The organism is Nonomuraea sp. NPDC048916, assembly GCF_040649575.1.
Lineage (GTDB): Bacteria > Actinomycetota > Actinomycetes > Streptosporangiales > Streptosporangiaceae > Nonomuraea.
Window position 1 is genome coordinate 1 of the sequence record NZ_JBEZFS010000055.1, and the last position, 22,192, is coordinate 22,192.

The following is a 22,192-nucleotide window of genomic DNA, read 5'->3' on the forward strand; positions in this document are numbered from 1 at the left end:
GCAGCCAGCAGTTCCTCACGGCTGGGGTCCCGGGGGTCGGACACGAGCTCAAACTACGATCCTTGCCTGACAACATCCACAATCACTGCGAAACCGGCGCGTCTACCCCAAACCAGACACGATCAACAACGAGCCTGAATGGATACACTGGATGATCTCGGTGTAGCTGGCGACGGCGATGCGCTCGGCGACCAGGTCCTCCTTGATCATGTCGATCAGGCCGAGGCTCCCGTCGTAGTGGGAGTGGGCCCGGCTGGTCAGCGTGTCGGGATTGAAGTCGGGCTCCCCGCCGAGCTGGACGATCCGGGCGGCCAGCTTGTCGGCGTGTTGCTGCTCCTCGCCGGCGTGCTCCAGGAACTCCTGGGCGACGGACTCCGACTGGATCCCGGAGGCGGTGTAGTAGTGCCGCTTGTAGCGCAGGACACAGACGAGTTCGGTGGCCAGGGCCTCGTTGCAGACCTGGATGACGCGTGCCAGGTCGGCGCCGTAGGCGTCGGTGATAGGACCCTTGTCGATCTCGGCGCGGGCCCGCTCGCGGATGGTCGTGATGTCGGTCAGGAACTCAGCCATGTCGGCCTCCTGCCCACTCGCCGGGCGAAGACGCTCTCCGCGCGACAAAAGTGCCGTCACTTCCCGCCTCGGGTAAACCTCCGCGACCGCTCCCGAGGGCCTCTACTTGCCGGTAAATGGCCGTGTTTAATGTTCAACCAAAGTCGGCATCCCTTGCCCGCGCGGCCATCCAGAACGAACGCGGCGCCGAAGGCCGTTTTTCGTGCCGTTCGTATGGACCACGTCGAAGATTGTTTACAGGCCATTTACCGCTAATACGCAACCAGCCTTTCTTCCTGGGGCCGCCGGTCAAGTCTCATTTAATCGGGCCGATTAGTAGTGATTTGTATCGATATGGGTGCTAGCGTCCCTTTTGGAAAGATCCTCATCACTGGAGGAGGAGAGATGGCTCGCAACGGATTCCAGACCGGATGGTGGAGGCGCGGAGGCTGCTGCCGCCGTCGCCGCTGGTGCGGAGGCGGCTGTGGCTGCGGATGGCGCCGGCGGTGGTGGTGGTAGCCAGAACACGTGAGAGCCGGCGGGTCACCCGCCGGCTCTCGTTCTCGCTGTCCGGCAGGGGAGACCGTTCGACGCTCGCGCCGGCGGTCACCCTGCGCCGGACCTTCCGGGAGTTCTGGCCCGGGACCCGCGGTCTGCGCCTGCTGTTCGCGGCAGGCGCGGTCCTCGCGGTCCTGGCCGCACTCTGTGAGGTCGCCGCGATCGGCCTGTTCGGTCACATCACCGACGAGGTGCTCACCACCAGGAACCTGGCGGCGTTCTGGGCTCCCGCGTCCGCGTGGCTGGGCCTGGCCGCCGTCGCCGGACTCACCTCCTTCGGGGGCACGTACACGACGGCCCTCGGCGCCGAACGCTTCCTGCTGTCCCTGCGCGATCGCGTGTTCGCCCACGTCCAGACACTGACACCCGACTACTTCGAGAACCGGCGGCTCGGCGACCTGATGGCCAGGCTCACCGACGACATCGAGGCCATCGAGGAACTGGTGGGCTCCGGACTGGTCAAACTGGTCACCACGGTCGCCAGCGTCGTCTTCTTCGCCGGCGCCGCCTTCTTCGTCCGGTGGGACCTCGCCCTGATCACCATGGCGCTGGTCCCGGCGTTCCTCGTGGTCTCCAAACTCTTCGCCGCCCGGTTCAGGACGGCCGCCGCGTACGAACGCCGCAGCAACGGCGCGATGAACAGCGTCATCGAGGAGAGCCTGGCCAACCAGCCGCTGGTGCAGGCCTACAACCGCGAGGAGAACGAGTCCGGCCGCCTGCACCGCGAGGGCCACGGCTGGCTGCGGGCCAACATGTCACAGGCCTGGCTGTCCGGCATGTACGGGCCTCTGGTGCAGGTCATCGAGACCGTCTGCCTGATCGTCGTCCTCGGCTTCGGCGCCTGGGAGATCGCCGAGGGCCGCCTCACTCTGGGCGGCCTGCTCGCCTTCGCCGCCTACCTGGCGATGCTCTACCCGGCCGTGCAGAGCCTGGGGCAGATCGCGCTCACCGTGTCGGAGGCGGCGGCGGGCTCCGACCGGGTCCTGGAGATCCTCGACGCCCGGCCGACCGTCACCGACCGTCCCGTCGCCGCGCCCCTCGTCGCCCGGAGCCGCGGCCGGATCGAGTTCGACGACGTCGGCTTCACCTATCCGAACCGCAGGCGGCCGACCCTGGACCACCTGTCGTTCACCGCCGACCCCGGCGAGCTCATCGTCTGCACCGGGCCGAGCGGGGCGGGCAAGTCCACGCTGACCAAGCTGCTGCTCAGGTTCTACGACCCGAGCACGGGACGCATCCTGCTGGACGGCGTCGACATCCGGGAGGTGACCCGGGCCTCCCTGCGGGAGAACGTCACCATCCTGCACCAGGAGAGCCTGCTGTTCTCGGGCAGCGTGCGCGAGAACATCGCCTACGGTCGCCCCGCCGCCTCGCTCGACGACGTGATCCAGGCGGCGGAGCTGGCCGGGGTGCACGACTTCGTCTCCACGCTGCCGCGCGGGTACGAGACGCCGCTCGGTCAGCGGGGGCGGCTCGTCTCCGGCGGCCAGCGGCAACGCATCGCCATCGCCAGGGCGCTGCTGCGCGACGCGCCCGTCCTCGTTCTCGACGAGCCGATGACCGGGCTGGACGAGGCCACGGCCGCGCGCGTCATGGCTCCGCTGCGCCGGCTCATGGCGGGCCGGACGACGATCCTCATCACACACGACCTGCGTCACGTGCCGCCGGAGGCCCGCACGATCGTGCTGGAGCCGGCCAAGCGCGTGGACCGGATCCGGATCAGACGCCTCGGCGTGCCCGTCTGAGAACAGCCGTCTGAGTACGGTCCGCTGAGAACGGTCGGCTGAGAACGGTCGGCTGAGAACGGTTGGCTGAGAACGGTTGGCTGAGAACCGCCCGTGTCCCCGGGCGGTTCTCAGCAGCCGCCGGACGGCTATGTGATGGGTCACAAGAATGGCCGCCGCGATTTACCGCGCCGCCCAATTCACGGACGGCAGGCGGCGGCGGATGGTGTGGGGGAACTCCACTGATCACGGGAGATTCCCATGGAGCGACGCACCTTCCTCATCGCCATGTCCGCCGCCGCCTTCTCCGGCTCGCTCTGGCAGGCGGCGGCGCCCGCCTGGGCCGGGGCGAGCCCGTACGGACCGCTCGGCCCGCCCGACGCCAACGGCATGGCCCTGCCCGCCGGTTTCACCAGCCGGGTCGTGGCCCGGTCGGGCCGGTCGGTGGGCGGCATCCTGTGGCATCCCGCCCCCGACGGCGGCGCCTGCTTCGCCAACGGCACCGGCTGGATCTACGTGTCCAACTCCGAGGTGCCGCTGGTCGGCGGGGCCTCGGCGCTGAGGTTCCGGGCCGACGGCTCGATCGAGCGGGCGTACCGGATCCTCGACGGCACCAACCTCAACTGCGCGGGCGGCGCGACCCCCTGGAACACCTGGCTGTCGTGTGAGGAGATCTTCCGCGGCAGGGTCTACGAGACCGACCCGTACGGCGCCCGCTCCGCCCAGGCGCGCTCGGCGATGGGCCGGTTCAAGCATGAGGCCGCGGCCTGCGACGCCGACCACCAGGTCATCTACCTCACCGAGGACGAGAACGACGGCTGCCTCTACCGGTTCCGGCCGAACACCTGGGGTGACCTGTCGAGCGGCCGGCTCGACGTGCTGTGCGAGGGCGTCGTGTGGCGCCAGGTCCCCGACCCGTCGCCCGGCGTGTTCGAGCGGCAGACCCGGCACCAGGTGAGCTCCGCCCTGCACTTCGACGGCGGCGAAGGCTGCCACTACGCCGGCGGCGTCTGCTACTTCACGGCCAAGGGCGACCGCAAGGTGTGGGCGTACGACGCGGTCGCCGGCACGCTCTCCTCGATCTACGACGGCGGAGGCACCCTCGACGGGGTCGACAACATCACCGGCACCCGCGGGGGCGACCTCTACGTGGCCGAGGACGGCGGCAACATGGAGATCAACATCATCACTCCGGATCGGATCGTCGCGCCGGTCATGCGGCTCGACGGTCACGGCAGCTCCGAGATCACCGGTCCCGCGTTCTCCCCTGACGGCTCCCGCCTGTACTTCTCCTCGCAGCGCGGCACCAGCGGCGAGACGGCGGGCACGGGCGGCGTCACCTACGAAGTCACCGGCCCCTTCCGACGTTAGGGAGTCACCATGTTCCGCCGATTAGTCCTCCTCGCCACCGCCCTCCTGCTTCCCCTCGGCCTCACGCCCATGGCGCACGCCGCCGCCGAGTCGTACGTCGCGCTCGGCGACTCGGCCGCCGCCGGGCCGCTCATCCCCAACCAGATCCTGCCCGAGCTGGGCTGCTTCCGCTCCGACCACAACTACGCCCACCTGACCTCGCAGAACCTCGGCGGCTCCCTGAAGGACGTCACCTGCTCGGGGGCCAAGACCAAGGACATGTACCAGTCGCAGGAGACCGACCTCGGCTCGATGCCGCCCCAGCTCAACGCGCTGTCGTCGAGCACTACGCTGGTGACCGTGCAGATCGGCGCCAACGACGTCGGCCTGACCGGCTTCATCGAGGACTGTCTCAACCTGCTGCTGCCCGGCGACCCCTGCAACGACGACTACCAGCAGAACGGGCGCGACTCCTGGCGCGACGCCACCGACGCGCTCCGGCCGAAGCTGGACCAGCTGATCCGCGACATCCGCCAGCGCGCCCCGCAGGCCAGGGTGTTCGTGGTCGGCTACGCCACCTACGCGCCGGTCGACGGCTGCTGGCCGAGGGTGCCGGTGTTCAGGGCCGACGCCAACTACATCCGCGCCACCATCGCCTACTTCAACCTCGCGCTCGCCCAGCAGGCCGCCGCCCAGGGCGTGGGCTTCATCGACCTGCAGACGCCCAGCGAGGGCCACGACCCGTGCAAGTCGTCCGGCGTCCGCTGGATCGAGCCGTACATCCCCACGACCGCGGCGACTCCGTTCCATCCCAACGCGCTCGGCATGCGCAACTTCGCGGCCATCGTCACCCAGGCCGTGCGCGCGGCCGTCTAGGAGCGTGTAGGAGCGTTCAGGAGCGCGGAGGAGCTCACCGTCCTCTGGCGCGGCGCGCGGTCAGCGCCGCGCCGATGGACTGCAGGTCCGCCGGGTCGACCGGGTCCAGCCCGGTGAGGCTCACGGCCCGGCGGAGCCGGTAGTCGACCGTGTTGGGGTGGACGTGCAGGAGTTCGGCCGTGCGCCTGCGGTCGAGCCCGGTCTCCAGGTAGACGGTGAGCGTCCGCAGCAGGTCGGGGTTGCCGGTCAGCGGGTCGAGCAGCCCGGCCAGGCCCTCCGTCGCCTGGCTCGGCCGGGTCAGCTGATACTCCAGCAGTACGTCGGCCAGCCGGTACAGCCCCGGCGGGTGCTGGAAGAGCTGGACGAGGTCGAGGATCTCCTGGGTCAGCCGGGCGGCGGCCGCCACCCCCTCCGGGGCGGCCACCTCGCCCGCGGCCCGCACCTCCACCCCGGCCGCGTCGCCCATCCCGGCCACCAGCGCCTCGGCCGTGCACCAGTCGAGGTCGGGCACGAGGATCAGCCCGCCGCCGGGGTCCAGCAGTGACAGCACGGGCTCGGCGGCGAACTTCTGCAACGAGTCGCCGATCCTGCGCAGCTTGCGCCGCCCCGCCACCGAGGACGACCGCTCGTCGGGGTGGAAGCCGAACGTCACGTTCAGCACCAGGTAGCGGGCGGCGAACCGGATCCCCGCCGTGGCCAGGGGCTCGCCGCTGAGCAGCGCCGAGACGGCCGCGTGCCGGGCGTGCTGGTCCTGGCTGACCAGGCTCTCGCGTTCGCTCTGGTAGGCGCCGCACACCGCGGCCGTCACGGACTCGATGTAACGCAGCATCAGCCGGCCGGCGTCCAGCGCGTCGGGCAGGTCCTCCTCGCGGGCGCCGGCGAACACGTGGTCCCAGATCCTGGCCGCCCCCAGGTGGTAGGCGGCCAGGATCGCCTCGATCGGCACGCCCTCCTGCGCCCTGCGCGCCGCCGACGTCCGCAGCGGCTCCAGCTCCGCCGAGGTGGGCGCCCTGCGGTCGCGGAACATCCTGGCCACCAGCCTCAGGTTGTGCACGGTGATCCGCTCGATGTCGCCCGCGATCTCCTCCGCGGGCAGTTGCCGGTAGACGGGGATCTCCTCGACGAACTCGCGGACGAGCTCGCGGGCCAGGCGCACCGCCCTCCTGTCCAGGAGTTCGTGTACGGCCCGCCCGGCCAGGGTGAGCGGTTCGGCCATCGTCGCTCCCGAGTAGTCGTGAGACCTACGCCCATCCAGTAAGGCAGAACCACGACTCCCCGTCACGACCCAGGTAAGACCGGGACGAAGGCCAAAAGCCCGATATGTCCGGCAAGCGGCACCGATGGCTACCCCCTCGTCCTGTCCACCCGGATGTGGGACTGATCGCGCCCTCAGGGGCGTGACTCGCGGTGCCGCGCGAGCATGTCCTCACCGACGGCGACGTAGCTCTCGAACAGGCCGACGACGCTGTCCAGCCGTTCGCGCGTCGCCGGAGTTTGGGCCAGCTCGCGGCCCTGTCGCAGGGTGCCGATGAGGGTGCGGGCCCGGGCGTGGCCGGCCTCCAGGAGCGACTCGATCCCGCCGGCGGCCTCCACGACCAGGCGCCGGCTGCCGGGCCGCGGGATGGTGCGGGCCAGGCCCCACGACACGAGCTGGCGCACGGCGGTGCTGACCGCGCCCTTGCTGAGGCGCAACTCGTCGCCGATGGCGTCCAGCGAGAGGGGCTCGTCCGTGACGAGCAGCAGCCCGTACGTGCGGCCGGTCGCGTGCGGCAGGTTCCACGACGCGAGGAGGTCGCCCACGGCGGTCACGAAGCTGTCCGTTTCGGTCATGATTCGAGCCCCGTACGGAGAAACGCCAGAATCGCCGAATTTAGCATGTACTAAATATAGTGAATAGGTCGTGAGGCGTACGCTGAGAAAGTCACAGCAGGTCACAGGGCTGACAGCGAGGTGGGCAGGGTGGAAGAGAGCGTACGGGTGCACGTGGCCGACGCTGTCCTGGAGGCCGATCTGGCCGTGCCCGCCGAGCCCAAGGGGGTGGTGCTCTTCGCCCACGGGAGCGGCAGCAGCCGCCACAGCCCGCGCAACCGCCACGTCGCCGCGCGCCTCCAGGACGCCGGTCTGGCCACGGTCCTCGCCGACCTGCTCACCGTGGCGGAGGACCGGCGCGACTCCCTGACCGGCGAATTCCGCTTCGACATCGACCTGCTCGCCGGCCGGATGACCTGCCTGACCAACTGGGCCATGGCCGATCCCCGCCTCGCCGGCCTCGGCATCGGCCTCTTCGGCGCCAGCACCGGCGCCGCCGCCGCGCTCGTGGCCGCCGCGCACCGTCCCGACACCGTGCGCGCCGTCGTCTCCAGGGGCGGGCGGCCCGACCTGGCCGGAGACTCCCTCGTCCGGATCGAGTGCCCCACCCTGCTCATCGTCGGCGGAGACGACCCGATCGTCATCGACCTCAACCTCCAGGCCCAGCGCCGGATGCCCGGCGCGACCCGGCTCGAGATCGTGCCCGGCGCCACGCACCTGTTCGAGGAGCCCGGCACGCTCGACCAGGTCGCCGACCTGGCCGCCGACTGGTTCGTCACCTATCTCCCGCCGTCCCCCTGAGCCCGCGAAGTTCGGCCAGGGCGCCGCCGGTGTGGTCAGATGGACCGGGAAGGAATCCGGCGATGTGGAACGAACTGCTGATCAGCGGCATCCCCCTGACTGAGAAGGCCATCCGCACCGTGCTGGTGTACCTCAGCCTCGTGGTCCTGCTGCGGCTGGTCGGGAAACGGGACATCGCGCAGCTCAACACCTTCGACCTGGTGGTCATGCTGCTGCTGTCCAACGTCGTGCAGAACGCGATCATCGGCCCCGACAACTCGGTCGGCGGGGCGGTCTTCGGCGCGTTCGTGCTGCTCGTGGCCAACGCCGCGGTGGTGCACGCCGCGGCCCGGTGGGGCCGGCTGGCCGGCCTGCTGGAGGGCAGGCCGGCCGTGATCGCCCATGACGGCGCCTACGACATCGAGACGGTCAGGCGGCTGGGCCTGCGGCTCGCCGACCTCGACGTGGCGATCAAGCGGCAGGGCGGCGACCGCGTCGCGGACATCTCGCGGGTGACGCTGGAGCCGGGCGGCTCGCTGCTGGTCGAGTTGCGTCCCGAGGAGGAGGGCGCCACCAAAGAGGACATCACCGCGCTCAACGCCCGGCTGGACCGGATCGAGAGGTTGCTCGCCGCCCGGAGTGACCCGTGACGGGGGTCTAGGCGTCGCCGAAGATCTCCCAGGCCTCCAGCAACTGCCTGCTGACCGGGTCGTACGCGACCTTGGCCAGGACCGGATACTCGGCCCGCTTCAGCGCCCGGGTGAAGGACGCCGTGTCGCACGCCCGGGTGCCGAGCCCGTCGCGGTCGGCGTCGGTGTGATTGGCCAGCCAGCGGTCGCCGCACTTCCTGGTGACCCGGTGGAAGTCGGCCAGGGTGTAGTGGAGCCGCGTCGAGGTCCGGCCCTTCGTGAAGATCACCGTGGTGTCGTTCACGCGCTTGATCGTGCCGTAGGCGGCGCGCGGCTTCCTGGGCGTCGGGAGGAACTCGTGGACCACCGTCGTCGCGCCCAGCGAGATCCGCACCGGCGCCGGCCCGAGCTTCAGCACGAAGGCGAGGTCGGCGGCGTCGCACCTGGTCGTGCCCAGGCCCTTGCGGTCGAGCCGGACGACGCCCTCGGTCTCCTTCAGATCGCAGGCGGCGGTGATCCTGCGGAACCTGGCGCCGGAGTAGACGACCCGCCGCTCCTTCGCGCCCGGGATGGGCGTGAGCCGGTAACGCCGGATCCCGTACTCCTTGACCATGGTCGCCTTCGCCGGCGTGATCCGCAGGGCGTTCCTGCCGTCGGCCCAGGCGTAGCCGTACAGGACCTCCGTCGTGGCGGCGGCGGGGGAAGCCGGGCTGGGGGAAGAGGGAGCGGCGATGGCGGGCAGGGTGGTCAGGGCGGTGACGCCGACCGCGAGTGCGGTGGCGGCGGCGAGCTGGCGCAACATGGCGGATCCCCGTTTCGTGATGTTCTCCACGAGTGAGACTCCACGAGGCGGCCAGGAGTTCACACGGGTGTGGACGGAAGCGGCCGGCGCGAGGATCACCGGGGTGATGCCGTTCTGCTGGGTGAGCCCGAGATGGAGCCGGTCGATCCGGAGAGCGGTGGCCTTGTGGCTAAAGTCCGGTTCGCTGGTCACCTTCGGGTTCCCGCTCGGGCGCGGGACGGTCGAAGACCGGGGGCTCACCGGCCGGGAGGGGAGTGCGGAAGGCGCTGAGCGACAGGACGAGGGTGTCGTAGTAGCCGACGAGGATGACGAGCTCGTACAGCATGGGCTCGCCGAGGTCGGTCACGGCGCGGGCGTAGAGGGCGTCGTCGAGGGAGCGGTCGGTGAGAAGCGCCCGGCAGACCGCCCGGAGGGTGCGCTCGGCCTCGTCGAAGGTGACGGCGTCGGCCCCTGTGGAGAGGGCGGCCAGCTCTTCCTCGGTGAGCCCGACGCCGCGGCCGACCCGTTCGTGCGCGTACCACTCGAAGTCGCAGCGGCGCACCGCGGAGACCTCGAGGATGGCGATCTCCCGCGAGCGGTCCGGCAGGGAGGTGGCGTACCTGATGGCGGCGCCGAGCCGCTGGAGGGGGCCGCCGACGCCCGGGGCGGTGAGCATCGCGTTGAACGGCCCTTCGAGCCGCCCGGCCGGGTCGGTCAGCCGGAAGGGCCCGCCGGCGCGTGGTCCGGCCACGATCTCGTCATAGACCGCGCGCTGCTCCGGAGTCAGGGTCGTGTGGGCGTACCAGGGGATGCGTCCGTGCATGTGGCCTCTCCAGCGCACAAAGCAAACATTTGCCGTACAGACCATGAAGTTAGCAGGCGACTGGAACCCGGACGCGGACGCCGTCGCCGTCGCCGCGACCGCCGCAGTGGCCCTGACCGTCACCCAGGTGACCGGCGTGGATCGGCCGCCGTCTCCCGTGCGTGGCCGAGGTGCGAAATGTCCCTGAGAGCCCACGTATGCGATTGTCTGTCATGAGATTCGTTACCTGTGAGGTTATCGCGCCGTGTGGGGCGTATCGGGAAGGATGTGATCCCGCCGCAGGTTTCCGATCAGGAGGTACACCCCATGTCCACCCGCCAGGTCGTCGAAGAACTGCTGCGTCGGATCGGCGACGGCGACTCCGCGCGCATCGCCGAGATGTACGCCGAGCACAGCGACTGGAAACTGGACTGGCCGGAAGCCGAGCACGGGCGCGCCGCCACACCGTGGATCCGGCACCGCGCCACCCGCGCCGACGCCGGCGCCCACTTCCGGCAGATCGCCGAGCACCACGTGCCCGAAGAGGCGGGCACCGTGATCGAACGCGTCCTCGTGGACGGCGACGACGCGGTCGTCCTCGGCGAGATCCGCCAGACCGCCCGCTCCACCGGACGCGCCTACCGGTCCAGGTTCGCCCTGCACCTCACGGTCGAGGACGGCCTCGTCACCCGGCACCACATCTACGAGGACAGCCTCGCCGTCGCCCAGGCCTTCGCCGCGCCCGCGTGACGGCGGGCCGATCACCACGCATCCTGGTCCTCACCAGCCGTCGAGGCGCCCGGGGAGGATCGGCATGGCCGTCAAGAGGATGGGCCGCAAACCGTACGAGAAAGAGCTGCTTCGCCTGCAGGCGGAGCTGGTCAAAGTGCAGGAGTGGGTGCGCGCCGAGGGGCGGCGGCTGGTCGTGATCTTCGAGGGCCGCGACGCCGCCGGCAAGGGCGGCACGATCAAGCGGGTCGCCGAATACCTCAACCCCCGGATCACCCAGATCGTCGCCCTGCCCGCGCCGACCGAGCGGGAGCGGACGCAGTGGTACTTCCAGCGGTACGTGGAGCACCTGCCGGCCGCCGGCAACATCGTGCTGTTCGACCGGAGCTGGTACAACCGGGCGGGCGTCGAGCGGGTCATGGAATTCTGCACGCAGGAGGAATACGTCAGGTTCCTGCACCAGTGCCCGATCTTCGAGCGGCTGCTGGTGGAGGACGGGATCCTGCTGCGGAAGTACTGGTTCTCGGTGAGCGACGCCGAGCAGGAACGCCGCTTCCGCGCCAGGCTGGACGACCCGATGCGCCACTGGAAGCTGTCGCAGATGGACCTGGAGTCGATCACCCGCTGGGAGGACTACTCCCGGGCCAAGGACGAGATGCTGATCCACACCCACATCCCCGAGGCGCCCTGGTACGACGTGGAGAGCGAGGACAAGCGCCGGGCCAGGATCAATATGATCACCCACCTGCTGTCGACGATCCCGTACGAAGAGGTCGAACGGCCTTCGCTGGAGATCCCCGAGCGCCCGCCCAGCACCGGCTACCGGCGCCCGCCGAGAAGGCTCGACACCTTCGTCCCGGACGTGACGGCCGGGCTGTGACGCAGGCCGCCCGTTCACTCCCATTACGGATGTTTCATGCCCGCCGCGAGGCGGATCGAATGTGGAACCGACGTTCATTTACACCGGCACGCGGCAGTCGCCATGCAGAACGCGCATAGACCGCATCGCCGTTTCAGGGTAGTCGTCGATGCGGCCTATACGTGATTCAGGTCACAAAGAAAGAGCTTTGTCGCTTAAATGGCGATGAGGGGAATCATGCGTACTGCCAGGAAAAGCCCCCCGATAAATTCCCCGGACCCCAGCTAGGTGGCCATGGCGGAAACACGGCACACGGCGGAGACGTCACCGCAGATGCTCGCCGCTGTTGCTTCCCAGGAGTATGGGGCCGTGGTGAGATTGGCGCGACGGCGTCTGGGGCTCACGCAGGAGCAGCTTGGAGCGCGTACCGGATATTCCGCTGCGACGATCTCTCGCTTCGAAACCGGGCAGCAACTGCTTCACGACATCGGTACGCTGCGGATTCTGGTCCGGGAGCTTCGGATTCCACCCGCGTGGCTCGGCCTGTCACCTCTCGAACCGGGCCTTGGGGTGGCCGAAGGCAGGAGTGTTTCTCTCATTGCCGCGAAGTCGGCCGCTATGGTTGAGCGCGACCAAGCGGGGGAGGACGAGTCTGTGCAGAGACGCCAGTTTCTCCTCGGGGTTACCGGTCTAACAGGAGCTGCCCTGATTGCCGGGCAGGGCGAGCCGGCCGACGCGACCACAATGGTTCGCAGGCTGGAGAGACTTCTGACTTCGGACGTGCACGAGGCTGAGGTTTCGGGATTCGAGCTAGCCCGTGCTCTGGCCACCGCGCAGAGGAGATTCGCGGCCTGTCAATATAACGAGGTCTCCGCGAGCCTGCCGAGCCTTGTTTCCGCCGCCAAGGCCGCTGCTGTGGAGAGCAACGGGAGTCGAGCCCGGGAGGATGCGCTTGTTCGCCTGGCTGATTCCTATCTGCTCATGTCAGAGCTGGCGGTGAAGATCAACCAGGATGACATGGGATGGGTGGCGGCTGACCGGGCGCTTGAGGCTGCGAAGGCTTCAGGGCAGCCCATCGCCGTGGCTCGGGCTTCTCGTGCGATCGCGATTGCGATGCGGCGTCAGGGCCGTCACGAAAGCGCGGTGAATGTGCTCACCCGCGCCGCCCTGAACCTCGAGATCGAAGCCGCGCCTCCCACCGCGGCGAGGTTGTCGACGTACAGCGCACTGCTGTGTACCGCGTCCTACGCGTGCGCGCAGGGCAACAAGCGTCATGACGCTCTCGACCTGATCGAGGAAGCTCAGCGCACCGCAGGCCGCGTGCCGCACGACGCGCAGTCGGAAGGCACACCTGCCGCGATAAACGTGAGCATTTATCGCATCGGCATACACAATGCGCTCGGTGAGCCGGGGACAGCTCTCGAGCATGCCCGCGCCGTCAACCCTCGGCTGCTGCCAACATCCGAAAGGCATGCGCGGTTCTGCATCGACACCGCTCGTGCATGGGAGCAATTCGGCGACCGTGACCGAGCCGTGCAGGCTCTGCTCGTAGCCGAACGCGCAGCGCCCCAGGAGATCCGCCGTCCCTCGATCGCGAGCAAGCATGCTCTATGCGGTCGGCCCTGTGCCGGCAGGGCTGCGAGCACTGGCGGCTCGTGGCGGCATCACGTAGCTCGTATGTAGCTGTCCACGTGGCTGCCGAACGGGTCCAGGTCTACGTCCCTCACCAGCGCCGGACGGTCAAGTTCGAGACGCCCCAGATCCGCGCCCAGCTCTCGACAGATCGGCAAATTTCCCCAGAAGTTATCACCGGTCACTAGCATGCCCACGTGTCCTCTGAGCAACACCACCAGACAGCCGTCTTCGTCGACCAGAGCGGCCGCCGGAGACGGCTGTTCATGGCCGGCTCGATCGCTTCGAGCGTGCTGGTCCTCGCGCTGCTCGCGGTCGTGATCGGCGGCCTGTTCTCCGACACGACACTCTCGGTGAACGGCTGGCCGGGCGATCGCCCGGCCGTGGTGGACGGTACGGCCTCGCCCGGTCCTTCGGCGACGCCCCGGACGAGCCTGTCAAAGCGGCCGACCCCGTCGGCGACACGTACGCCGACGCGCCCGACCCCCAGCACCACCAGATCCACCGCGCCGTCGGAGCAGCCGACGCCCGAGCGGACCACGTCCCAGCGGCCGTCGTCGACCCGCGAGCCGACCACACAGCCCGAGCCGAGCGCCGAGCCCACCGCTGAGCCCACGGCTGAGCCCACGGAGACCAGCAACCTGCCGCCCGGCCTGGACAAGACGCCGCCGGGACACGACCCGGACCGGGTGAAGGGGCCGAAGCAGTGAGCGGCCTCTCCGACCAGGGCAGGCAGGTCTGGCCGCCCCCGCCCGTTCCGGCCTGGCAGGACCCCGGTTCGGTGCGGCAGAGGGACGAAACGAGCAGAACGCCGCCGGCCTCCGCGCCCCCACCGGCCCCACCGGCCCCACCGGCCCCGCCGGTCCAGCGGTTTCGTGCGAAGCAGGCCGATCCCAGCGGCCACTGGTTCCTGCTGGCCGTCGGCTTGCTGCTGGCCGCCTGCGCGCTGGTGCTCAACGGGTACGTGACCAACGTGGTCGGCGAGACGCGCGCGGCTCCGCCCGCCACCGACCGCCCTTCGCCCGAGCTGGAGAAGGTACGGGCAGGCGGTCCCGTCCTCAACCTCACCGGAAACGAACCCGCCAGCGCTCGCCTGCCGGGCCGCACGGTCGCCCTGACCTTCGACGACGGCCCGGACCCCGCCTGGACCCCACAGGTGCTCGACGCGCTGAGGAAGCACGGCGCCACGGCGACGTTCTTCACCGTCGGCTCCAAGGTCGCGAAGTACCCCGAGCTGGCGCGGCGGATCGTCAACGAAGGTCACGAGCTGGGCAACCACACCTATGCGCACGCCGAGTTGGCGGCGGTTCCCGGCTGGCGGCTCAGGCTGGAGTTGTCGCTGACGCAGAAGGCGTTGGCCGGAGCGACAGGACTGCACACGACGCTGGCCCGGCCGCCCTACTCCTCCACCCCCGCCGCGATCACCGGCCCGGAGTGGGAGAGCATGAAGGCGCTGGCGGCCGAGGGGTACCTCATCACGCTGACGGACCTCGACACCAAGGACTGGGGCAACCCCGGTACGCGGAAGATCGTGACGTCGTCGCTGCCGGACAAGGGTCGTGGTGCGATCGTCATGATGCACGACTCGGGCGGCGACAGGAGGCAGACCGTCGAGGCCGTCGATCTCGTCCTGAAGGAGGTCGCGGACAGGGGCTACCGGGCGGTCACGGTGACCAAGGCGCTCGGTATGCCGTCGGCGCATCGTCAGTCCGACGAGCTGGACCAGTTCGTCGGCTCCACGCTGAACGTGGCCCAGCGCGCCTCGGGGCTGTTCACCGACGTGCTGTCGTGGGTGCTGTTCGCCGCAGGGGCGCTCACTCTGGCCCGGCTCGTCTTCTTCGCCGTGCTCGCGTGGCTGCATGCCCGCCGTACCAGGGGTGGAAAGCGGCGAAAGGGGCGCGCGCCCGCCTGGCCCGAGCCCCCGCCGGTGACCGTGATCGTGCCCGCGTACAACGAGGAGGCCGGGATCCAGGCGACGGTGCGCTCGCTGGTCGACACCACCTATCCGGGCGAGCTCGAGGTCCTGGTCGTCGACGACGGCTCAACCGACAGGACCGCCGAGCTGGCCGCGGCGCTGGGGTTCGCCAACGTACGGGTGATCCGTCAGCGCAACGGTGGCAAGCCGGCCGCGCTCAACACCGGCATCGCGCAGGCCAGGCACGAACTGCTCGTCATGGTGGACGGCGACACCGTCTTCGAGCCTGTCACGATCGGCCAGCTGATCCGCCAGCTCGCCGACCCCTCGGTCGGGGCGGTCAGCGGGAACACCAAGGTCGGCAACCGGCGCGGCATGATCGGGCGCTGGCAGCACATGGAGTACGTCATCGGGTTCAACCTCGACCGGCGCGCCTTCGAGTTGCTCGACTGCATGGCGACCGTGCCCGGCGCGATCGGGGCGTTCCGGCGTTCGGCGCTGGTGGCGCTGGGCGGCGTCAGCGTCGACACGCTGGCCGAGGACACCGATCTCACGATGGCGCTGTGCCGGGCCGGATGGCGCGTGGTCTACGAGGAGAAGGCACTGGCCTGGACCGAGGCGCCGACCTCGCTCGGCCAGCTGTGGAAGCAGCGCTACCGCTGGTGTTACGGCACGCTGCAGGCGATGTGGAAGCATCGGCGCGCGGTGCTCGAGCGGGGCCCGTTCGGCCGCCGCTGCCTCGGCTACCTGACGCTCTTCCAGGTGCTGCTGCCACTCCTGGCGCCCGTCGTCGACCTCATGGCGATCTACAGTACGGCCCTGGGTGACCCGCTGCCCGTCGTGGCGGTTTGGGCCGGGTTCGTCGCGGCACAGGCGTTGACCGGCTGGTACGCGCTGCGCCTGGACGGTGAGCGCGTCTCGGCGCTGTGGGTGCTGCCGCTGCAGCAGTTCGTCTACCGTCAGCTCATGTACCTCGTGGTGATCCAGTCGGTGGCGACCGCGGTGCTGGGAGTACGGCTGCGCTGGCACACCGTACGCCGGGAGGGCACGTTCGGCGGGCCTGACCAGCGGGGCGAGCCGGCGCGAGAACACCGGCGTACTCCCGAGCCGGCCCGGTGACCGGCGCCACATGCTCACGAGCAGCCCATGACACCTCCGACCCCGCCCTAACTGAACGGCGCTGAGTTCTAGACCGCCGAGCCGCTCCCGAGCAATTGCGATGGGAGTGGCTGGAGCGAGCCCCATCGGAAACCGTCGACGGCGGTTTCAGGTGGGGCTCGTGCTCTTCACGACATACCGGTAATTTCTGCACTCAACCTCCGCGAAGTTCGGACAACCTTGGCTCAGCGTTAAGGATCGGATAAAGGCGTGAGGTTCTTTATCGCCCAGCTGTTCCGTTTCGCGTGGGCCGAGGCCAGGTCGTGCGCGTTCGCGGTCGCCCTGTTTGCGGGGCTGGCCGCTTCGTCGGTCCTGCCGCTGCCGATCCCGCGCTATGACGCGCTGCTGGTCTATGCCGTGGCCGTGACAGTGATCTTCCACGCCCTGCGGTGGGAGACCACCCAGGAGACAGCCGTCATCGCCGGGTTCCATCTGGTCGGTCTGGCGTTTGAGATGATCAAGGTACGGCTCGGATCGTGGAGCTATCCAGAGGATGCCTACACCAAGATCGGCGGGGTGCCGCTGTACAGCGGATTCCTCTACGCCGCGGTGGGCAGCTACGTCTGCTTGGCCTGGCGGATCTTCTCGTTGCGCCTGGTGGCCTACCGAACGGTGCCGGTGACCCTGGTGGCGCTGGCGATCTACGTGAACTTTGTCGGCCAGCACTGGTGGATCGACCTGCGCATCCCGCTGGCTCTCGTGCTCGTCCTGGTCACGTGGGGGACGGTGGTGCACTTCACCGTGGGCGAGCACCGATACCAGATGCCGCTGGCGCTGTCGCTCACTCTCATCGGGTTCTTCCTGTGGGTGGCCGAGAACATCGCGACCTATCTCGGCGCCTGGGAGTACCCGCACCAGCGGGAGACCTGGCGGTTGGTCCACCCCGCCAAGTTCGGGGCATGGGCGCTGCTGGTCAGCGTCACGTTCGTGATGGTCGCTACGTGGCAGGCGAGCCGGGGACGGCTGCACCTGCCGGCGGCCCCCCGGGGCCCCTCCCGTGGCTGGGCGCTGCCGCTGCGCCGTGTCCCATCAGCCGTCGGCCGGCCACCCAGGGAGTAGCTCACATCTCCGGTATCGACCCGCAAAAAAGCGGTGTCGCCGAGCGGGTGGCCGTCTAATCCATTCTGCAAAGTATCCCAAACGTAATCGATGACCACTAATGTGATCGTAGTGCAGAAAAAGATCATCGCGGCCGTTGCCGCGGCAACCCTGCTGTATATCCCTGCCGCCCCCGCCTTAGCGGCCATCGATACTCATTCGCACACGACCTCGGCCGGCTGGTGTAAGAAAAAGCAGCCCTCAGGCAAGTATTACTACCAGCACAAGAAGCACTGGGACTGCGTCTCGCCCGGCGCCTTCTGCGCCAAATCTCAGTACAACGCTTACGGATACTCCATGCGGGCCGCCGCCCACGCCAAGCGCTACAAGTGCGTCCGCTACCCCAGCAACACCTGGCACTGGAAGCCCGTCAAGGCGTGATCGGGGAGTCGGTGAGACTGGGACCACCAGGTACCGGGCCCAAAGCCGACGCCGAGCTGGGTGCTCTGTCACCGGCGGCCGCCGCGCGCTACATCGGGTTCGCATCTGATTCCCGGGCGGCTACTGCGCCACCGGCATTCATCGCAGGGTGAGCGGGGTCTCGGATGCGACGTGGGTCAGCTTCTCGGGGTTGCGGACGTAGTAGAGGCCGGTGATGCGGGTGTCCTCGACACGGATCGCCATGACGCCGTCGAGCTCGCTGTCCAGGCGAACGAGGAGTGCCGGGTTGCCGTTGACCATGGTGGGTTCACCGGTGAGCGTTCCTTCGACTTTGCCTAGGCCACCGAGGAGCATGCGGACCACCTTCTCGGCGCCGATGATCCGCCGCAGCGCGGCCTGCTTGAGGCCGCCGCCGTCGCCTATGAGGACGACCTCCGGGGCGAGCACGTCAAGGAGGCCCTGCGGGTCCCTGGTTTCGATCGCGCGCTGGAACGCCTCCAGAGCCGCCCGGGTCTGGCTCGGAGATACCACCTCGCGGGGGCGGCGGGCTTCGACGTGCCGGCGGGCGCGGTGGGCGATCTGGCGGACGGCCGCGGGGCTCTTGTCGACGGCGGCGGCGATCTCGTCGTAGCTGACATTGAAGGCTTCGCGCAGCACGAAGACGGCGCGCTCGGTCGGCGACAGCGTCTCCAGGACGAGCATGAGCGCCATCGACATACTCTCGGCGAGCTCGACGTCCTCGGCCACGTCCGGCGCGGTGAGCAGCGGCTCGGGCAGCCAGGAGCCGACGTAGGCCTCCTTGCGGCGCCTCATGGTGCGCAGCCGGTTGAGCGACTGCCGAGTCGTGATGCGAACCAGGTAGGCGCGCTGGTCGCGCACCTGCCCCATGTCGACCTTCATCCACCGCAGCCAGGTCTCCTGGAGGACGTCTTCGGCGTCGGCGGCCGATCCGAGCATCTCGTAGGCGACGGTGAACAGCAGGCTGCGGTAGGCGACGAAAGCTTCGGTCGCCGCATCGGTGGCGTGGTCGCTCATATCTCGACCCTTCTCCTTCACGGCCGACCCTGGTCGTCGACGGCCTTCAAGCATGCCTCCACAACAAGATCCTCTTTCGCCGGCCGCCGTTCGATCCGACCCACCTGTTCGGTGCGATCGAGAGTGGGACACCACCCGGCGCACCGCTGTGACACTCGAACTCCGACGATCCGTTCTCAAAGGACACCGCGCGGTCGAGGGGTGTGACAGCGCGTGGCAGATCACTCCACAGGCGAGGGAATCGGTACGCGGGATTGCCGGTCAGGCGGTGAAGGATCCGGGGCCGAAGCGGCCCCAGGCAATGAACGCCGCAAGCGCGAGATAGATCAGGTTCAGCCCGACCAACGCGAATTCCCTGCGGCGGCCGTGGGTGATCATCGCGCCGACCATCAGCAAGACCCAGCAGGCGGCGGTCACCGGCACGAGAACCGGTGCGATGTCGAGGACGGCGGGCAGGATCAAGCCCACCGCGGCAAGGAGCTCGAGGACACCGAGGGTCTTGACAAAGCCGACGCTGGCGCCTGCGGTCCATCCCCCACCATGAAGCGCAGCCAGTTTGTCCTTGGGCACGAATGTCTTGCTGATGCCACCGGTCAGGGCGACTACGGCCAGCAGGCCGGCAGCGATCCACAGCGCGAGGTTCATGAGATTCTCCTTCGTTTCCAGGGGTTCGGCCTCAAGACACCGCACAGTCGAGCGTTGTGACATCGCGTGAGGCAGATCACTCCACAGGCGGGGCTCGGCACGCGGAGTCCTGATGGACTCATGCGCACACGACCTCGGCTGGCTGGTGTAAGAAAAAGCAGCCCCCAGGCAGCCGCTCGTCCGGCCTGATACGCCCGTGTACGGGACGGCCGGATAGCGGAACTGTTATCAGCCAGGATTTTTCGTGGCACTCCCGTTATGTTGGGTTTTCCGCCCTTACCGGGAGGGTGTCATGGGCGATGAGTTCGTGGGCATCGACCCCGGCGGGGCGGGGATGCTGATCCAGCGGATGGAGCAGGCCAAGGGCGCCCTGGGACGGATCCGCCCACCGCTGGAGCGGGCCATCGCCGACGCCGGAGCCGACTGGGCCGGCGGGCTGGGCACGGTCACCCTGCACCGGACCTGGGCGTTCTTCGACGACACCCAGCGCGATCTGCGATGGCGCATCGCCACCATCACCCGCCTGGAGGACGTACGGCTCGACGGGAAGCTGCTGACCGGCAGCCTCCCGTTCGCCAGCCGTACGCAGGCGGCCGAGGAAGGCCGGAGCGCCGGAGCCATCCTGCTCGCCGTGCTGACCGCGTACCTGACCAAGAGGTCGCCGGAAAGCTGGAAGCAGGTCGAGGTCGCCATGGCGGCGGCCGGGAAGGGAGCCGGGGACCCCGCGTACGCCGAGGCGCTACTGAAAACTCTCGGGCCGAAGACGTACAGCCTGCTGTTCGGGCAGTGGATGGACAGCCAGGTGGGCGGCCCGCACCGCGGACTGAGCCCGCAGGAGCTGGAACGGGCGCGCGCCTCCCTCACCCCGCTCGCCGCGGCCTTCGCCGGCGCGGACGGTGACGGCCGGCTCGGCTCCGAATGGTACGACGAGCTGCGGGAACACCCGGCCACCCTGTCCGCGCTGCTGGCACTCGGCAAGCAGTCGCCGAAGTTCGTGGAAAAAGCGGCCAAGGACCTGCTGCGGCTGCCCACGTCAGGCAACCAGCCCTCCGCCACGCGCCTCGACTGGAACAGCTACTGGCTGGTCAAGGCGTTCGACGCCGACCCCGGCGCGCTGCGGCGGCTGCTGGGCTCGGACAAGGAGACGGCGTCCCTGCTGCTACGGCCTGAACTGGTGAAGCTGAACGGGATGCCGGGGTTCGAGCAGACCCTGGCCAGCGCACTGGACAAGGCGCTGGGACGCGGCGACGAGGCGGAACGGACGCAGCTTGCCTGTACCGTCGCCCGCCATCAGGCCAGCACCCAACGTTCGACCAGCGCGATGACCTGCGCCTGGTGCGTGGTGACGACCCCGAGATCGGGGAAGTCGATGACGGCGCGATCGGGTGCCAGCCACGTCATCAGCCCGGAGGGATCCTCGAAGACGAAGCCGGAGGTGTCCGCGCGGACCTTCGCTCCTCGGTGGAAAATCAGCTGCAGCCGCCCACGAGGTTGCAGACGGAACGTGACCCGGTCCTGCCCGCCGTAGCAGAAGCTCGGAGCGTTCCACTTCACGTGCTCAGTAATGGCCAGGTCGGAGGCCAGGATCGCGGCTCTGAGCTGGAGTATGCCCTCCTTGAGGGGGTGCTGCAGGTCGGTCAAGTACTGCTCGACGTCTGCTGACGGGGCGCCCATGTACTCCTCCTCAACCACAGATTCGTCGACTGGCGTTCCCGCTCCTACCTCGCTGAGGTGACCGGAGCGGCGTACCACGTACTAGACCACAAGGCACCGACAGGACTGCTCGGCGCCCTGGAGGGGAGCCCGTCCGAAGGTCGGCACGCCAAGGGCGGGCGGGTCCCACGCCTCCGTCGATCACGGCTTCGTCACCCGCGCGGGGGAACCGCACGATCTTCGGCAAGAGCGAGCACGGACGGCGGCATGACAGTGCGCGGGATCCGGTAGTTGAGCAGTGCGCTGCCGGGGACGCGAGATCCTCGTCCGCAGATCGCACCCAGGTGTGGCGGTATCGGATGATCACATCGCTGACCGACGGATGTGGCGCCGATGCGCCGATCCTCCCCGCAAAGGCGGCTATTTCCCTCCAGGTACCTGCTCCTTGACCTCGTCGTAGCCGACCTTGGTGGGTGCCGAGGTCGGCGAGTAGATCACGCGGATCACGCCCGTCGGAAACGCCTCCGTCGCCGTCACTCTCAGGTGGTACGGCGCGTCGCCGTCGTCGAACAGCTTGCGGCCCTTACGCGCCGCCACCGGATGCACCAGCAGGCGCAGCTCATCGACCAGCCCCGCGGCGAGCAGTTGCTGCACCACGGAGATCGACCCGGGGATGAGGACGCCTCTGATGCCGGCGTCGGCCTTGAGCGAGGTGACGGCATCGAGGAGATCGCCCTTGATCAGCTCGGAGTTGCGCCAGGAGAACTCCAGCGGCTGGCGCGAGACGATCACCTTTCGCATGTCCCCGAGTTGCTTGGCGAATGATGCGTCCTCCCCACCCGCGGCCTCGCGGTCGGGCCAGGCCCCGGCGAAGCTGTCGTAGGTCTCGCGGCCGATGAGCAGCACGTCAGCGGTGTCATAGTCCTCGCTGACGGCGCGGCCCATGTTCTCGTCGAAGTACGGGAAGTGCCAATCGGGGTCGATCTCGGCCACACCGTCGGCCGAGATGAACAGCGTGGAGATGATCTTCGCCATCGGGATGATCCCCTCAAGTCAGGTGGTGTCGGTAGGTAGACCGGCGCAGCATTCCAAACTTATCGGCCGGCCACAGATCCGTCCCGACGGAGAGTCGGCATTTTGGAACTCGTCGTGATGCATCGGCACAGACCGCGGCGTGGTACGTAACGACCACTTCGCAAACCGTCGGGGCATGTGGGTGGCCTACGGTC

Annotated in this window: 22 protein-coding genes; 13 read left to right on the forward strand and 9 right to left on the reverse strand. The window is 68.8% G+C overall.

Annotated elements, in window-relative coordinates; translation table 11 throughout:
- Window positions 1-102: 102 nt before the first annotated feature.
- Entirely contained in the window at window positions 103-570 is a 468-nt protein-coding gene (locus AB0C16_RS36615; RefSeq protein WP_357690123.1) for a ferritin-like domain-containing protein, read from the reverse strand.
- Window positions 571-980: 410 nt separating this feature from the next.
- On the opposite strand from AB0C16_RS36615, the gene AB0C16_RS36620 reads away from it, so the two are divergent.
- From AB0C16_RS36620 to AB0C16_RS36630, 3 genes are all read left to right on the forward strand, one after another.
- Window positions 981-2,852 carry an ABC transporter ATP-binding protein gene (locus AB0C16_RS36620; protein ID WP_357690125.1) on the forward strand — a complete coding sequence of 624 codons (1,872 nt, stop codon included), beginning with the start codon at window positions 981-983 and terminating at the stop codon, window positions 2,850-2,852.
- Window positions 2,853-3,092: 240 nt separating this feature from the next.
- A complete protein-coding gene (locus tag AB0C16_RS36625; RefSeq protein WP_357690127.1) occupies window positions 3,093-4,202 on the forward strand; it encodes an alkaline phosphatase PhoX in 1,110 nt (369 codons plus the stop codon).
- A gap of 9 nt (window positions 4,203-4,211) precedes the next feature.
- Window positions 4,212-5,057 carry an SGNH/GDSL hydrolase family protein gene (locus AB0C16_RS36630; RefSeq protein WP_357690129.1) on the forward strand — a complete coding sequence of 282 codons (846 nt, stop codon included), beginning with the start codon at window positions 4,212-4,214 and terminating at the stop codon, window positions 5,055-5,057.
- Window positions 5,058-5,091: 34 nt separating this feature from the next.
- On the opposite strand, the gene AB0C16_RS36635 is transcribed toward AB0C16_RS36630, so the two are convergent.
- Both AB0C16_RS36635 and AB0C16_RS36640 read right to left on the reverse strand, forming a co-directional pair.
- Complete coding sequence (locus AB0C16_RS36635; RefSeq protein WP_357690131.1) at window positions 5,092-6,273, reverse strand: helix-turn-helix domain-containing protein; 1,182 nt, start codon at window positions 6,271-6,273, stop codon at window positions 5,092-5,094.
- 173 nt (window positions 6,274-6,446) lie between these two features.
- A complete protein-coding gene (locus AB0C16_RS36640) occupies window positions 6,447-6,887 on the reverse strand; it encodes a MarR family transcriptional regulator (RefSeq protein ID WP_357690133.1) in 441 nt (146 codons plus the stop codon).
- A gap of 129 nt (window positions 6,888-7,016) precedes the next feature.
- On the opposite strand from AB0C16_RS36640, the gene AB0C16_RS36645 reads away from it, so the two are divergent.
- Complete coding sequence (locus AB0C16_RS36645; protein ID WP_357690135.1) at window positions 7,017-7,667, forward strand: alpha/beta family hydrolase; 651 nt, start codon at window positions 7,017-7,019, stop codon at window positions 7,665-7,667.
- Window positions 7,668-7,729: 62 nt separating this feature from the next.
- Window positions 7,730-8,296: a YetF domain-containing protein gene (locus AB0C16_RS36650; RefSeq protein ID WP_357690137.1), complete on the forward strand. Its 567-nt coding sequence runs from the start codon at window positions 7,730-7,732 to the stop codon at window positions 8,294-8,296.
- Window positions 8,297-8,303: 7 nt separating this feature from the next.
- Here the strand turns inward: AB0C16_RS36650 and AB0C16_RS36655 are convergent, their stop codons facing one another.
- Both AB0C16_RS36655 and AB0C16_RS36660 read right to left on the reverse strand, forming a co-directional pair.
- On the reverse strand, window positions 8,304-9,269 hold the full coding sequence (locus AB0C16_RS36655; RefSeq protein ID WP_357690139.1) for a hypothetical protein: 966 nt from the start codon (window positions 9,267-9,269) through the stop codon (window positions 8,304-8,306).
- On the reverse strand, window positions 9,247-9,879 hold the full coding sequence (locus tag AB0C16_RS36660; RefSeq protein ID WP_357690141.1) for a carboxymuconolactone decarboxylase family protein: 633 nt from the start codon (window positions 9,877-9,879) through the stop codon (window positions 9,247-9,249). The genes AB0C16_RS36655 and AB0C16_RS36660 overlap by 23 nt, the downstream gene beginning before the upstream one ends.
- A gap of 43 nt (window positions 9,880-9,922) precedes the next feature.
- Between AB0C16_RS36660 and AB0C16_RS36665 the strand changes: the two genes are divergently transcribed.
- From AB0C16_RS36665 to AB0C16_RS36700, 8 genes are all read left to right on the forward strand, one after another.
- Window positions 9,923-10,066: a hypothetical protein gene (locus AB0C16_RS36665; protein ID WP_357690143.1), complete on the forward strand. Its 144-nt coding sequence runs from the start codon at window positions 9,923-9,925 to the stop codon at window positions 10,064-10,066.
- 119 nt (window positions 10,067-10,185) lie between these two features.
- The gene (locus AB0C16_RS36670; protein WP_357690145.1) at window positions 10,186-10,608 is read left to right on the forward strand and encodes a nuclear transport factor 2 family protein; all 423 of its coding nucleotides are present in this window, start codon (window positions 10,186-10,188) and stop codon (window positions 10,606-10,608) included.
- 64 nt (window positions 10,609-10,672) lie between these two features.
- Complete coding sequence (ppk2, locus tag AB0C16_RS36675) at window positions 10,673-11,467, forward strand: polyphosphate kinase 2 (RefSeq protein WP_357690147.1); 795 nt, start codon at window positions 10,673-10,675, stop codon at window positions 11,465-11,467.
- A 273-nt stretch (window positions 11,468-11,740) separates the two neighbouring features.
- Window positions 11,741-13,129, forward strand: coding sequence for a helix-turn-helix transcriptional regulator (locus AB0C16_RS36680; RefSeq protein ID WP_357690250.1), 1,389 nt, complete (start codon window positions 11,741-11,743; stop codon window positions 13,127-13,129).
- 146 nt (window positions 13,130-13,275) lie between these two features.
- The gene (locus AB0C16_RS36685) at window positions 13,276-13,788 is read left to right on the forward strand and encodes a hypothetical protein (RefSeq protein ID WP_357690149.1); all 513 of its coding nucleotides are present in this window, start codon (window positions 13,276-13,278) and stop codon (window positions 13,786-13,788) included.
- Entirely contained in the window at window positions 13,785-16,112 is a 2,328-nt protein-coding gene (locus AB0C16_RS36690; RefSeq protein WP_357690151.1) for a bifunctional polysaccharide deacetylase/glycosyltransferase family 2 protein, read from the forward strand. Before AB0C16_RS36685 ends, AB0C16_RS36690 begins: the two co-directional genes overlap by 4 nt.
- A gap of 249 nt (window positions 16,113-16,361) precedes the next feature.
- Window positions 16,362-17,210, forward strand: coding sequence for a DUF817 domain-containing protein (locus tag AB0C16_RS36695; RefSeq protein WP_357690153.1), 849 nt, complete (start codon window positions 16,362-16,364; stop codon window positions 17,208-17,210).
- A gap of 90 nt (window positions 17,211-17,300) precedes the next feature.
- Window positions 17,301-17,630 carry a hypothetical protein gene (locus AB0C16_RS36700; protein WP_357690155.1) on the forward strand — a complete coding sequence of 110 codons (330 nt, stop codon included), beginning with the start codon at window positions 17,301-17,303 and terminating at the stop codon, window positions 17,628-17,630.
- A gap of 138 nt (window positions 17,631-17,768) precedes the next feature.
- Here AB0C16_RS36700 and AB0C16_RS36705 read toward each other — a convergent pair whose 3' ends face one another.
- The 4 genes from AB0C16_RS36705 to AB0C16_RS36720 form a co-directional block, all read right to left on the reverse strand.
- Window positions 17,769-18,665, reverse strand: a complete 897-nt coding sequence (locus AB0C16_RS36705; RefSeq protein ID WP_357690157.1) for an RNA polymerase sigma-70 factor — start codon at window positions 18,663-18,665, stop codon at window positions 17,769-17,771.
- A gap of 261 nt (window positions 18,666-18,926) precedes the next feature.
- Window positions 18,927-19,310, reverse strand: a complete 384-nt coding sequence (locus AB0C16_RS36710) for a DoxX family protein (RefSeq protein ID WP_357690159.1) — start codon at window positions 19,308-19,310, stop codon at window positions 18,927-18,929.
- A gap of 1,290 nt (window positions 19,311-20,600) precedes the next feature.
- Window positions 20,601-20,984 (reverse strand): DUF1801 domain-containing protein, encoded by a 384-nt coding sequence (locus tag AB0C16_RS36715; RefSeq protein ID WP_357690252.1) that lies wholly within the window; start codon window positions 20,982-20,984, stop codon window positions 20,601-20,603.
- Between the two features lie 399 nt (window positions 20,985-21,383).
- Window positions 21,384-21,998: a dihydrofolate reductase family protein gene (locus tag AB0C16_RS36720; RefSeq protein ID WP_357690161.1), complete on the reverse strand. Its 615-nt coding sequence runs from the start codon at window positions 21,996-21,998 to the stop codon at window positions 21,384-21,386.
- Between the last annotated feature and the right edge of the window lie 194 nt (window positions 21,999-22,192).

What these genes read in the sequence shown, in the direction of transcription:
- AB0C16_RS36680 (WP_357690250.1), top strand. Translation starts at nt 11,741, where the DNA reads ATGGCGGAAACACGGCACACGGCGGAGACGTCACCGCAGATGCTCGCC.
- AB0C16_RS36615 (WP_357690123.1), bottom strand. Translation starts at nt 570, where the DNA reads ATGGCTGAGTTCCTGACCGACATCACGACCATCCGCGAGCGGGCCCGC.
- AB0C16_RS36630 (WP_357690129.1), top strand. Translation starts at nt 4,212, where the DNA reads ATGTTCCGCCGATTAGTCCTCCTCGCCACCGCCCTCCTGCTTCCCCTC.
- AB0C16_RS36665 (WP_357690143.1), top strand. Translation starts at nt 9,923, where the DNA reads ATGAAGTTAGCAGGCGACTGGAACCCGGACGCGGACGCCGTCGCCGTC.
- AB0C16_RS36650 (WP_357690137.1), top strand. Translation starts at nt 7,730, where the DNA reads ATGTGGAACGAACTGCTGATCAGCGGCATCCCCCTGACTGAGAAGGCC.
- AB0C16_RS36710 (WP_357690159.1), bottom strand. Translation starts at nt 19,310, where the DNA reads ATGAACCTCGCGCTGTGGATCGCTGCCGGCCTGCTGGCCGTAGTCGCC.
- AB0C16_RS36720 (WP_357690161.1), bottom strand. Translation starts at nt 21,998, where the DNA reads ATGGCGAAGATCATCTCCACGCTGTTCATCTCGGCCGACGGTGTGGCC.
- AB0C16_RS36700 (WP_357690155.1), top strand. Translation starts at nt 17,301, where the DNA reads ATGACCACTAATGTGATCGTAGTGCAGAAAAAGATCATCGCGGCCGTT.
- AB0C16_RS36620 (WP_357690125.1), top strand. Translation starts at nt 981, where the DNA reads ATGGTGGAGGCGCGGAGGCTGCTGCCGCCGTCGCCGCTGGTGCGGAGG.
- AB0C16_RS36705 (WP_357690157.1), bottom strand. Translation starts at nt 18,665, where the DNA reads ATGAGCGACCACGCCACCGATGCGGCGACCGAAGCTTTCGTCGCCTAC.
- AB0C16_RS36625 (WP_357690127.1), top strand. Translation starts at nt 3,093, where the DNA reads ATGGAGCGACGCACCTTCCTCATCGCCATGTCCGCCGCCGCCTTCTCC.
- AB0C16_RS36660 (WP_357690141.1), bottom strand. Translation starts at nt 9,879, where the DNA reads ATGCACGGACGCATCCCCTGGTACGCCCACACGACCCTGACTCCGGAG.
- AB0C16_RS36670 (WP_357690145.1), top strand. Translation starts at nt 10,186, where the DNA reads ATGTCCACCCGCCAGGTCGTCGAAGAACTGCTGCGTCGGATCGGCGAC.
- AB0C16_RS36715 (WP_357690252.1), bottom strand. Translation starts at nt 20,984, where the DNA reads ATGGGCGCCCCGTCAGCAGACGTCGAGCAGTACTTGACCGACCTGCAG.
- ppk2 (WP_357690147.1), top strand. Translation starts at nt 10,673, where the DNA reads ATGGCCGTCAAGAGGATGGGCCGCAAACCGTACGAGAAAGAGCTGCTT.
- AB0C16_RS36635 (WP_357690131.1), bottom strand. Translation starts at nt 6,273, where the DNA reads ATGGCCGAACCGCTCACCCTGGCCGGGCGGGCCGTACACGAACTCCTG.
- AB0C16_RS36640 (WP_357690133.1), bottom strand. Translation starts at nt 6,887, where the DNA reads ATGACCGAAACGGACAGCTTCGTGACCGCCGTGGGCGACCTCCTCGCG.